At 44.4% G+C, this 13948-nt stretch carries 3 protein-coding genes; all 3 read right to left on the reverse strand.

The annotated features are described in order from the left end of the window. On the reverse strand, positions 1 to 904 hold a 904-nt coding region (locus RG47T_RS09870), incomplete at its 3' end, for a PorP/SprF family type IX secretion system membrane protein (RefSeq protein WP_216351036.1). Continuing rightward, positions 904 to 10917: a T9SS type B sorting domain-containing protein gene (locus RG47T_RS09875; protein ID WP_074489260.1), complete on the reverse strand. Its 10014-nt coding sequence runs from the start codon at positions 10915 to 10917 to the stop codon at positions 904 to 906. The genes RG47T_RS09870 and RG47T_RS09875, both read right to left, overlap by 1 nt. Before the next feature lie 234 nt (positions 10918 to 11151). Beyond that, positions 11152 to 13728: an NACHT domain-containing protein gene (locus tag RG47T_RS09880; protein WP_139235672.1), complete on the reverse strand. Its 2577-nt coding sequence runs from the start codon at positions 13726 to 13728 to the stop codon at positions 11152 to 11154. Between the last annotated feature and the right edge of the window lie 220 nt (positions 13729 to 13948).

Here is a 13948-nt window from a genome sequence, read left to right on the forward strand (position 1 = left end):
CCCTGTTAAGTGACGATGTATTAAAATCGTAACTGGCGCCTATGATCATGTTACTTACATGGTATCCCACATCGGCAACTGCTGCATCATTAATACGGAATAGCGCGCCGAGGATCAAGCCCTTATCATCCTGAAATTTTATCTCAGAATATGCCCCGAAAGCTTTGATCTGGGTGTTTTGCTGTTTAACGTAAAGCGCATTGGGTACCACATCAAAATAATCTGAGGCTTTAATACGTAAGCCACCGTGCACGGTATAACGGATCGGTATTTTGGTTTTACCATCGCCGGATAAACCATCTTTAGGGCGATTTAAGTGGCCGGCGCTAAAACCACCGAAGGCATTTACAGTAGCCATTGGGTCGCCGTTGTAATAAAAGATCCCGGCATTGGCATCAAAAATGGTACTGCTGGTATTTGCCAGGTTCTCGAAGTTGGGCAGATTTGGATCATACCCAAGTTCGGGGTTAAACTGGCTGCCAAACTGCAGTTTGCTCATATTAAATGCACGGTTAATTAAACCGGCCTGTAAACCAAAGTGCAGCTTCTGGTTACCATCGTCAGACAGGGTAATACCGTATCCTAACGAACCATAAGCGCTAAAGTAATTATAGCTTGCCCCGCCAGCCGATTGGTTAAGCACATTGATACCAAGGCTTAACTTATCGGTTGAACGGAAATCTGCAGAAACGGCAGCAGTTTGGTAAGCATTATTTATGGTTGCCCACTGGTTTTTATAGTTGGCGGCCACCCTTGCATCGCCATTAATAACACCTGTAAGCGCAGGATTAAGCCATAGCGGATACGCATAATATTGCGAAAAATGCGGATCTACCTGTGCGTGGCTGCGAATTACTACCCCTATTTGAAGCAGTAAGGCTATTATGATTAGTTTGGTTTTCATTATCGTATTAGGTTAATAGTTCCTTTTTTCTTAATTACTTGTCCATCTTGCATGGTTGCTTCGATGTAATAAACATATACACCTACCGGCTGAGGCTTACCTTTATAGGTGCCATCCCATCCTGCCCCCTGTGTATTAGAGTGGAACTGCATTTCGCCCCATTGATCGTAAATCCACATGTCGAGTTTTTGGATGGCATTGCTGTACACGCTAAGCATATCGTTTTTGCCATCTCCGTTTGGTGTAAATGCATTTGGAACAAAGATGTTATCGCCCAGCGGGTTAGCCGAAATAGCAGTAATTGAGTTTGAAAGCGCACTCAGCAGGCATTGTGTATTACCTATTGCTTTTACAACAATGCTTACGCTTTGGTTAGGTTGTAAATTGGCAACCACCTGTGTTAACCCGTTACTGCCAGAGCTTGGTGTAAAGAAGGTTTTGCCATTATCTATGCTAACCTGGTAACCCGATGCGCCTGCCACACTACTCCAGCTGAAGGTGATCGAGTTTGCGGTTATAATACCTACTGTAATTACAGGGGATGCCGGCGCAGCGTACACCTGGATCAGGGCTGGTGACCTGGTTGTACTGCTGCATCCACCGGCGTTAGTTACCTGGGCGTAATATGTTGTAGTTACACTAATAACCGGTGTTGTAAATGTTGCACCTGTGTATAACAGATTGCCTCCCGTAGCGGCATCGTACCAGGTTATTACTGCACTGGCATCGGTGCTGGTAGCTGTTACAGATGTACTGCTGCCCGGGCAAACGGTTGCGTTTAACGCTGCAACCTGTGGTGCATCTGGCGCGGATGATACAGATATGTTAACAGGACTGCGTGTTGCCGAACTACAACCTGTAGCATTAACTGCCTCGGCATAATAAGTGGTGTTGGCTGTTAATACCGGTGTAGTAAAGCTGCTACCTGTAAATACAGGCGCGCCACCACTAGCCGCTGTATACCAGTTATAAGTGAAACCACTTATCGGGCTGGCAATGCTCAAGGCTACCTGGCTGCTGGCACAGGTGGGTACTGTACTGTTTACCAGCATTGGCGCTGCCGGTACCGGGCTCACGGTTACCTGCACACTGCCAACCGAAGCACTGGTACAAGATCCGTTTGTGGCATCAACATAATAGGTAGTATTTGCTGTTATCTGGCCTGTAGTAAAGCTGGCACCGTTACCTAATAAATTGGTTTTAGATGCCGAATCGTACCAGTTGTAAACATAGTTTGCCTGTGGCGAAGCTACCGTAAGTGTAACCGGACTGCCTGCGCAGGCAGCTACAGTAGTCGCACCTGGTACCGGGGTACCCGGTTGTGTTGTTACAGTAACATTTACTACCAACCGGGCCGACGGGCTACAACTTTGTGTACTTACTGCCTCGATGTAATAAGTGGCGTTTGCTGTAAGCACATTTGTTGTATAGGTTGTGCCTGTGTAAACCGGCGTACCGCCTGTTGCAGCTGTATACCAGTTGTATACAGTTGATGCATCAGGGCTTAAGATGTGTATGGTAGCTGTATTGTTTTGGCAGATAGTAAGATCGGCAGTGTTTACCTGCGGTTGTGCTGCGGTTGTGGTGTTAATTGTAACCTGTATCGGCGTACGTGTGGTTGATACGCATCCACCTGTATTGCTCACCGCTTCAACATAATATGTGGTATTGGCTGTTAACGGATCTGTAGTATAAGTACTGCCTGTAAATATTGCGGTACCACCTGTAGCTGCGGTATACCAGTTAAAACTCACGTTGGCTGTTGCGCTGGTAGCAACCAGTGTAGCACTGGTGCCTGCGCAAACTGTTGGAGAAGCAGAGCCTCCCTGTGCTGTAACCACAGGGGCAGCCGGCAATGGGTTAACGTTAATAACAACCGGTGTACGCGTGCCTGAAGTACAGCCGGTTGAGTTTGCAGCTTCTGCATAGTAAATAATACTTGAAGAGAGCGCTGCAGTATTAAAGTTAGTGCCTGTGTAAACCGGGCTGCCACCTGTAGCGCCAGCGTACCAATTATAAACAACACCAGATTGAGGATTAGAGATTGTTAAACTTACCTGGGCACCTGTACAGCTTTCTACTGTGCTACCATTAGCAATTACCGGTGCAGCCGGTGCCGGTTGCACTATTACTTGTGCAGTAGCTGTATTGGCGCTGTTGCAGCCATTTGCATTAACGGCACGCACATAATAGGTTGCATTGGCAGTAACGGGGCCTGTTACAAATGTTGCACCTACAAAAACCGGCGGGTTGGTAAGCGCAGGGCTATCAAACCATTGATAAGTGATACCAGCCTGTGGAGAGCTTACCGCTAAAGTAGCTGTATTACCTGCACAAACAGATACATTGGCATTTACCAGGGTTGGATCGGTTGGTAAGCTGTTAACAACAACCGCTGCAGTTGTGCGTGCAGATGGATTACAACTTGCCGGGTTAACGGCTTCTACATAATAAGTAGTATTGGCTGTTAAAGTCCCTGTGGTATAAACCGGCCCGCTAAATACTGCAGTACCGCCAGTTGGTACTACATACCAGTTGTAGGTGGTTGCAGCATCGGGGGTGGTAATGTGGATGGTTGCAGGGCTATTTTGGCAAGTAACCAGATCGGCTGCATTTACCTGAGGTTGTGTTGCAGTTGTATTACTAATGGTAACCTGTATAGGTGTACGTGTAGTAGAAATACAGCCACCGGTAATACTTACAGCTTCTACATAATAAGTGGTATTAATCGTAAGCGGACCGGTAGTATATGTTGCCCCGGTAAATATTGGCGTACCACCTGTTGCGGCAGTATACCAGTTAAAGTTAACATTTGGTGTAGTGCTTGTTGCCACCAATATAGCACTGCTGCCAGCGCATACAGATGGTGTGGCAGAACCGCCTTGCGCTGTTACAACCGGAGCCACAGGCACTGCATTAACATTGATGGTAACAGCAGTACGGGTATCTGAAGCACATCCTGTTGCATTAACCGCTTCGGCATAATAAGTTACACTTGCAGAAAGTGTCCCGGTTGTAAAGCTGGTGCCTGTATTTACAGGGCTGCCTCCGGTGGCTGCAGTATACCAGTTATAGGTAAGCCCGGCCTGAGGATTAGCTATATTTAGTGTTGCGGTTGATCCTGCACAACTTTCTACGGTAGTTCCGTTAGCAATTACCGGTGCAGCTGGTGCCGGTGATATGGTAATTTGCGCGGTTGCAGCATTAGCACTGGTACAACCAGATGCGTTTGATGCAACTACATAATAAGTAGTGTTAGTAGTAATTGGCCCTGCTACAAAAGTTGGGCCTGTAAATACCGGGTTAATAAGTGTTGGTGTAGCATACCAGTTATAAGTAATACCTGCCTGTGGCGAGCTTACCGCTAAGGTAGCGTTGGCTCCCATACATACAGCCACATTTGCCGCTACCAAGGTTGGGTCGGATGGTAAGCTGTTAACCGTTACGGTTACCGCGGTACGGGTAGATGGATTACAGTTACCGGCTTGTGCGGCTTCTACATAATAAGTAGTATTAGCTGTTAAAGCCGGGGTTTGATACTCAGTACCGGTGAATAATAAGGTGCCATTAGTTGCGGCATCGTACCAGCGGTAAACCACATTAGTTTGCGGGTTTACAACTCTTAATGTTGCAGACGCACCTGCACATACACTTAAACTACCTGAAACAGGCTGGATGATTGGCGGCGCAGGCGTAGGTATAACGGTTATGTCTGTTTGTGTACGGGTTGCACTGGTACAACCGGCACTGTTAGTGGCTTCTACATAATAGGTTGCATTGGCAGTAACATTATTAATGGTAAGTGTTGTGCCTGTAAATACAGGTGTACCACCGGTTGCCGTAGTATAAAAGCTGTATTGCAAACCAGCTACCGGGTTCACCACACTAATGCTTGCACTACCGCCGGCACAAACCGGTGTGGTTGTGGCGCTTAATACAGGTGCAGCAATTTGTCCGTTGGTGGTTACGTTAACCGCTGTGCGGCCGCCATTATTGGTACAGCCAGCTGCACTAACAGCTTCTACATAATAGGTGGTATTTACTAATACAGCCGGGGTTGTAAAATTAGCCCCTGTACCTGCAATAGTTCCGCCTGTTGCTACTGTATACCAGTTATAGGTAACACCTGCTTCGGGGCTTACTACCTGTAACGATGCCGTGCTGCCAATACATACGCTTACATTGGCAGATTGCACTCCCGGCATTAATGGACGAGGGTTTACGGTAACAGCAGCGGCTGTTCTGGCCGGGCTGGTACAGGTGCCATTAGCCAGCTCAACATAATAAGTTGTTGATGCTATTGGCGATACTGTGTAAACAGCTCCTGTAAATAAAAGGTTTCCGCCAGTTGCGGCATCGTACCAGTTTACAGTATTAGTACCTGCGTTGGTTACTGTTAAAGCAACCTGATCGCCGGCACATACCGGAGCAATATTTGCCAGTACGGGATTAACCGGTGATGGTGTAACATTAACAGTTACAGCTACCCGGTTAGTATTAGGGCAGTTACTGCCATCACGTACACTTTGTACATAATAAGTAGTGGTTGCAGTTAAATTGCCTGTGGTATAATTAGGGCCTGTATGCACTAAGTTTCCGCCTGTAGCGGCATCATACCATTCGTAATGGACACCGGCACGTGCGTTGCTTACTGTAAAGGTTGCCGTATTGCCAGCGCATATATTAAGCGTTGATACTGCAAATTGCGGCAATTCAACTTGTTTGCTGGCGTACAGGATATCAACAGAATTATTTACGCCCAGTAAGGCACTGTTGAGGGTAACTATCACTCTATCGAATGTTGCCTGTGGCGCAAAGCGGATGAGCGCTGAGGTACCACCTGCTAATATCTGGACGCGGATAGCATTGTTATTCAGGAATATGGCATCATTGTTATTGGTGGCGTTATTGTAAGATCCGATAGAGATCCTATTAAGCAACCCTGCTGATGCAATGGAAGCCGGGAAATTTAAAGCTATGGTTACTGAGTCGCCAACGGTTCCTGTTTCACCAAACACAAGTGATTGTGCCACATAAGACCCAGCCACACCGGCAACGATATGCAGGTGACTAAAGTTGGTAAGGTTGGCATCCACAGCGTTATTAGGGTTATCAATTCCGCAGCCCACACACAATGCTCCGCCGTTTACGTCTGTAATTTGCGATGATGCAAAATCGCAATTGGTAGAAAACACCGGTACAACAGTTATAGTGGCTGCTGTACGTGTGTTGCTTGCACAACCCGAAGTGCTCACAGATTCGGCATAATAAGTAGTTGTTGATGTTAAGGCCGGTGTTGTAAATGTTGCCCCGGTAAATATTGGCGTTCCGCCGGTTGCGGCAGTATACCAGTTAAAGGTTACACCAGGTGTAGCTGACGATGCGGTAAGAACTGCTGTTTGCCCTGATTGAATTTGCGCGCTTGCCGGGTTAACGGCAACTGTTGGTGCCACAGGCAGCGGATTGGCAGTAACATCTACCTCTACCCTGTTCGGACTTACACAAGTACCGGCAACAGCTTCTACATAATAGGATGTATTTGCTGTTATTGCAGGCGTAGTATATTGTGCACCGGTAAACACAGGCGTACCGCCGGTTGCTGCAGTGTACCAGTTAAAGGTTACGCCCGATTGTGGGGATGTTGCGCTAAGCACAGCCGGCGAACCAGCACATACCGGAACAGTGGTTTGTGCCACTACCGGATTGGCTACGGCATTGCTTACAGTAGCAGTTACCTGTGTACGTGTTGAACTTGCGCATGAGCCTGTACCTGTTGCTTCTACATAATATAAGGTAGTAGCCGCCAGTGCAGGGGTAGTAAATGAATTGCCAGTGGCAACAGCGCTACCGCCTGTAGGTGTAGTGTACCATTTAAAGGTTACACCAGTAACAGCCTGTGCGGTAAAGCTAGCAGTGCTGCCAGCGCAAATAGTTACATTATCGGTAGCTACAACAGGTGCGGCAGGTATTGGGTTTACAGTAACTGTTGCAGGCGTACGTACGGCTTGCGCACAACCATCTGCTGTTCTGCTGGCTTCGGCGTAGTAAATAGTGGTTGTATTAAGTACAGGCGTGGTAAATACCAGGCCGGTACCAACCGGCGTGCCTCCGGTGGCTGTAGTATACCACTTTACAGTGGCTCCGCTACTTGCCGTTGCAGTAAGGGTGGCTTGTGTACCGGCGCAAATAGCTACGGTAGCAGTAGCAATTATTGGCGCGGCTATCTCTTGTGTGGCATCATAAACATTTACGGCACTTAACACACCGGCCAATGCGGAGTTTGCGCGTATTTCTACACGGTCAAAATCTGCTTGCGGCGCAAATGCGATACGGAAACGACTTGTTCCGTTTAATAGGGTAATGTGAAGTAAAGAACCGTTTATATTAAAGCGGTCGTTATTGTAAGTAGTACCGTTATAGGTTGCAAGGCTTATGCTTGATAATAAGTTAACATTCGCGAGCGAACCGGGTATACCCAGCTCAACAACAACACTGTCTGCAGCATGGCCTGTATTGGCAAAGCGCAGTGTTTGGCCTGCGTAAGCACCAACTAAACCAGCCACCGTGTTTAATTGCGAGAAAGTATTACGATCATTATCTACTGCGCCGCCTGCGTTGTTAACGCTGCAACCTAAACAAACAAGGCCGTTAACGTCTGTGGTTTGGGCTATGGCAGCATCGCAGGCAACCGGGCTAACGCCACTTTGTGTAACTACAACACTGGCCGTAGCACGGGTTGCAGATACGGCATTGGTTGCCGGTATAGTTGCTTCGGCATAAAAAGTTGTGTTGCCAAATTCGGCCGGTGTGGTATAAGTTGCACCGGTATAAATAGATGTACCGCCTGTTGGGGTAGTATACCAGTTAAACACAGCACCCGGTGTGGTAGATGAGGCTGTAAACGTAGTAGTTTGCCCGGCACTAATTGTTTGTGTTGGCGGGGTAACGGTAACATCCGGTATCACTATTGGGTTTACGGTTACAGTAACCGGTGTACGTGTTGGCGATGTACAACTGCCCGATGTGCTTTCGGCATAATAAATAGTGTTAGCTGTTAACGGAGGTGTTGTAAACGTATTACCTGTAGCAACCGGAGTCCCACCAGTGGCGGCGGTATACCAGTTAATGGTTGCATTAGTTGGCGGTGTGGCAACCAGTGTAGCGGTTTGCCCACTAGTAATGGTTACGTTATTTGCTGCTACAGCTGGTGCGGCCGGTGTGTTATCAACCAAAATTGATACCGGGAAACGCACCGGACTAACACAGCCATTGCGCGAGTATTCTACATAATAAGTTGTGTTGGCATTTAATACAGGTGTAGTAAAGGAAGCGCCTGTGTGTACCACGGTTCCACCGGTTGGGGCATCGTACCAGGTAAAAGTACCGTTGGCGGGCGATGTAATGTTAAGTGAAGCTGTACTTCCTTTGCAAATTTCGGGGCTAAGCGGGTTTAATACCGGCTTAGGGAAAATCTGCTGTGCATAATAGATCTGTAAAGTACTGATCAGCCCGGCTACGCTAGAGTTTAAACGGATGCTCACGCGATCATAAGCACCTATTGCCGGTATTAATGCGATATAACGGCCTGTACCTCCACCCAGTAACCTCACCTTAATCAATGAATTATCCAGGTTATAAGTAGCTACCTGTGTAGCACCATTATAAAGTATTACCTGCACCGAACCGGCTACTGCTGCGCTAAGCAGATTTGCACTGGATTGCAATCCCAGTTTAATGGTGTCACCTGCAAAGCCCGGTTGCTGGAAAGTTAATTGCTGCCCGGCATACCCACCAATTAAACCTGCAAGTACATTAACTGATGATGCCGTTGTGGTATCAGCATCGGCAGATAAAGCCGGATTGGTAATGCCGCAACCAATGCACAGCCCGTTCACATCTTCGGTGTGCGCGTTAGCGAAACTACAAGGTGTATTGTTATTGATAGTAACATTAATGGTGATGGCTGTTCTGTTGGCAGATGTACAACCGTTGGCATTGCTACCGCTTACATAGTAAGTTGTGGTTGTATATAACTGCGGAGTTGTGTAAGGCGAGCCTGTAAATACAGGTGTTACAGCATTTGCAGAGGTATACCAGTTATAGCTTACACCTGTTTGTGCATTGGTTACACCAATGGTTGCAGTTTGCCCGGCTAATACGGTTGTACTATTTGCAGATAATGCAGGGTCGGCAGGTAGCGGCGATACCGTAACTGTTGCCTGGGCCCTTTGTATGCTACTGCAGCCGGTGCTGTTTACCGCCTCCACGTAATAACTGGTACTGCTGCTTAAAACAGGTGTAGTAAAGTTAGTACCGGTTGCTAAAATGGTTCCGCCTGTTGATGTGCTGTACCAGTTATAAGTTAAACCGGCTACAGGGTTATTTACGGCTAGCACGGCTACACCCCCAGCGCAAATTGTTGGGTTTGGGATAGTAAGTGCTGGCGTAGTCGGTAATGCACTTATAGATGCAGTTACAGCTGTACGTGCCGGGCTGATACAAGTTCCGCCCGATACTGCTTCGGCATAATATGTTGTGTTGGCATTAAGTGCAGGAGTAGTAAAGTTATTGCCTGTGGCTATTGGAGTGCCACCGGTTGCTGCTGTATACCAGTTAACAGTAACACCGGTTATCGCAGTAGCAGAAAAGGTTGCGGTTTGGCCCGGGCATACTGTTAATGCAGCATTAGCCACTACCGGGGCTACAGGTATGGCATTTACGGTAACCTTTACCAGCGTACGTTCTGATGCATCTGTACAGCCCGTGCGTACAGCTTCGGCATAGTAAGTTGTTGTGGTATTTAGCACGCCTGTAGTAAAACTTGGCCCGGTTGCTATAGCACTACCACCGGTGGGTGTTGTGTACCAGTTAAAAGTTGTATTTGGAACCGCAGTGGCAACCAGCGTGGCCGAACTGCCTGCGCAAAGTTGCACGTTACTGGTTACAACGTTATTATATTTAATAATAGGCCTGGGTATAACCCTTTGTGCTTCATATAAACTTAAGGTCGATAATACATTGGCAATGCCGCCGCCCAGTCTGATCTGTACCCTGTCGAAAACGCTTGTAGGCGCATAAGTAAATGTGCGAATATTAGTAGCAGGGTCAAGCACCCTTACAGTTAGTAAGCTAGAACTTAAAGTTTGTGCATCGTTATTGCTGGTATTGCCGTTGTAAGTAGTAACAGAGATATTGTTTAACACACCGGCATCAAGTAAAGCCTGGGGTATAGCAACGGTTAACCGTACAGAATCGCCCAGGGTAGATGTGTTAGAAAATATAATAGTTTGTTGGGCATAAGCACCCACAAGACCAACGCCTGCATTTAAAGTTGATGCTGTGGCCGGGTTGCCATCAATAGCATTTTGCGGGTTAACCACCCCGCCTACTGCAAGCCCTAAATTAAGCAGGCCCGATGATATACCGTGCAACTCGTCAAATGCATTGTTACAAGCGACTGCGGCAGTACCATTAGTAAATGCCTCATACAAATAAATTGAACTTAAGGCACCTACCAGGCCGCCATTTATGGTTACTCTTACCCTGTCATATTGCTGGGTTGGCGTAAAAGTTATTTCTGTTTGATTATTATTATCTAAAACTGTAACCAATGTATTAGCCGCAATTGGCGAACCTATTGCAGTACCGTTATTATAAGCTTGTACCGATATTGCACCCAACGCCTGCAAGCTGAGCAAGGCATTGCCACTACCCAGTTTAATGGATACAGGCGTGTTGGCAGCAACCTTAGTGGCGGGCGCGCCGGGAAATAACAACTCTTCCCAGGTTTGTGCGCCCAGGCCCAGTGTTACGTTTAAGGTTGAAAAAGTTTGTAAGTTACCATCTGCAGCGTTCCCTGGCGAGGTTACAATACAGTTAACACAGAGCAGCCCGGCCGAACCGGTTTGTGTAGTTGAAGCAAATGTGCGTTGCGCTACCGCATTGTTTATCGTTCCTGTTATCAGGCAGATTATGAGCAGGAAACACCAGGAGATAAGGGTAAAAACTTTCATAAGGCACGTCGGTTAAAATTTTATACATATCTACGACGTACTTTATAATAGTGTTAGGAACACTTTATTCATGATATTCAGTAACTGTTCATTTTAATTATTTTTATTTTCTTAAAAACCGTTGTTTTAATAATTACGTAGGGCCGAAAACCAGTTAAAAATATAGCATAACACATCAGCACAAAACAAAAAAAGCCCGCCAAAAGCGAGCTTCAAATCAAAAAATACTGACTATCAAACTAATAGCATATCTTTAATTCTAGCATAATTCAATAAAAAGCAATGCGTGTTAAACCCAGTGGCGTGCAGGTATCTTTTAAATTTTATATAAGCAGCTTTGTTCAGGTCTGTGGACTTATCGAAATTGTTGTATTCGAGATAAAGAGATAGTGTATTTACCTTAATAAATTTGTAACCGGTTTTTTCTGTATTACTAACCATATTTCTGATTATCATAGTCACATATTCTGCCTGCCCACTGTATTTTACAATAGCTACAGATAAAGCATCGAGGCAAACTTTCATATAAGGCGTATATTTCAAATGCTCGGCCTTATATTCTTTTAATAATTCATTATAAATAACCAACGCATAGTCGGTTTCGCCTAAAGCCAAATGGCAATCGGCCAGTGCCAGCTGGAGAAAAAAATCATAACTCGAATTAAATACATCTTCAGCTGCATGCAACTCTTTGAGCTTATTTATAAACCTGATGTTTTTATGTTTATTAGCTGAGATTTGCAGTGTAGATGCAGCTAACAAGTATAATACATAATGAGACCCTGCCTTCTTAGCATTATCATCGCCTTTGGCAGATGGGCCATTAAACATAAAACGGGTAATCTGCATCAATGCTTTTTTAGTTACCACACCAAATTTAAAGTAGTTGTAAATGGTTTCGATACAATAAAGCGGGTTGATCTGGAAATCGGCAAAAGCATCGTAAGAAAACGATCTCAGCACTTTTATGGTTCCCTCCAGTGCCTCACTGTTTAGCTGAGTAATGTAGATAATTGATAAGCAGGTATTGATCCATATTTTTAAAGTTTCATTTAAATTTAGTTTCAAAAGATCTTTTAAAGCTTGCTCATATTCGAGCGATACAAATTCGAAACCAAAAAAGTAATTAAAGACACTTTGCTGATGATCAGAAAAAAATAATTCATCGGCTTTAACACCAGGCGGTAACAGGAAATTTCTTTTAATTAAACTACTTAAAAAACTTAGTAATATGGCTTTTTGTGATGCGGGTAATTCTACCTTGCTTAAGTGTGTAAATATTTCGAACTGCTTTGTTTTTACCGCATTAAAAATACACCATTTAAGCACCATAGCCCTATATTCTGGTACAATATCATTCGAGATTTTAAGGCACAGTTCATCGTTGTAGGTACCGCAATCATGAACCAGCTGAGCAGCCATAATAGCGGTAAATAATCTTTTATTCGTAAATTCTACATACTCGCCATATACAGCCTCCCCGCTACTGTTCGATTCGCGTAAAAAGCCGATACCGATCAAATCATTGTAGGCATCGCGGTATGTTTTCAGATAATCATATACTTTCAGCTTATCGATCAAAAACTTGTTGTTTTTAAACCGACCATTAGCTATTAATAGCCTAAGTAGTAATACTTTCTCTGTGGTGAATTTCCCTGCATATATTTTATCATATATATACGATGAGATTACTTCATAAATTCTAAAATGGTCTAGCTCATCAAGCAAAAAATCGGTATGGTTTTTTTGGTAGTAATATTGAAAAAACAAAGGATAACTAAAAAACTTAGATACTTCGGGGTGCAGTAATTCTGGTAATTTTATAGCAGGATTTATACGTGTACAAAGTTCTTTGATCTCGTTGGGTGTAAATGCAGATACGTTTCTTTCTTCATGTTCATCATTCATAAACCCGATAAACCACTCACCCATACGGTTATCCAGTACTAATCTGCGTTTAAAGGTTACCCAGGATGAAGAGCGCATGGTAAGTATCAGCTTAAAACCCGGCCAATCACTACTTATGGCTAAAAAATCGAGCAGCATGTTAAAAAGCATGTCCAATTGCTCTGTTTTAAAAACATTACCATCAAATTCATCTATCACCAGATAAAATTTGCCATGTTTTACTTTACCGAAATTTACAATAGCGTCAAAACCATTGCCTGCAGGCAAACCCATTAAGGCCAGCAGCCAGTCTGTTAAGTTTATACCTGGCGAAAGCCCGGCTAATACCTTGCTGTTTAAAAAAAGTATCACATCATCATTATCCCGAATACGTGTTTTATTCATTTCCGCATCTACCCAATGGCATAAGCCAATTGTTTTTCCATAACCGGCTGGTGATGTTAAAATGGTAGCGCGATAATTTCCTGATAGGAAAACATTTAGATGCTCATTAATACCCTCCCTACCAATAGTTAAGTTATATGGTATAACAGATTTATTTTTTAAAGCCTGCAGGGTATTGTGTGTAGTTTTACGCAGCACATCAAAAGCATTGTCCACGCTTTCAAAGGTTTGCACATGCGGCTTAACCGGTTTCTTGGAATGTTCATCAGAAAAATAATCCCATGACATATAACCGCAATATTCTGCAAGCAAATTAAGGGTATATAATGACGGTACAGAATTGCTTAATGCAAAACCATAGATACGTTTTATTGTGGTATCACTTATTTGTTTTTTGGTTTGTTTAGAAATTTTTTGTGATAATGATTGGCAATCTGAGGGGGTAATAACTGCTAGTCCGGCTTTCTCTAATACTTCTTGTTTCATTTGCTCTAAAACAAATGGTAAAACTATTCGCATGGCAATTACTGAGTTATAATCGTGATAAGTATATTCAAATAGGTACAGTGACTAAATAAATGTACAAGGTTAATGGTCTACGTAATGGTAATTTAGGCATTCTAAATAAGATTATTTAAACATTTGTGTAAATAATTGGAAACTTAATTAACTGCTTATAAACGCACTTGTTTGTTTTTTAAAAATAAATAAATTATATTATTATTTAAAATTCCCTAAC

The organism is Mucilaginibacter polytrichastri, from assembly GCF_001911425.1.
GTDB classification, from domain to species: Bacteria; Bacteroidota; Bacteroidia; order Sphingobacteriales; family Sphingobacteriaceae; genus Mucilaginibacter; species Mucilaginibacter polytrichastri.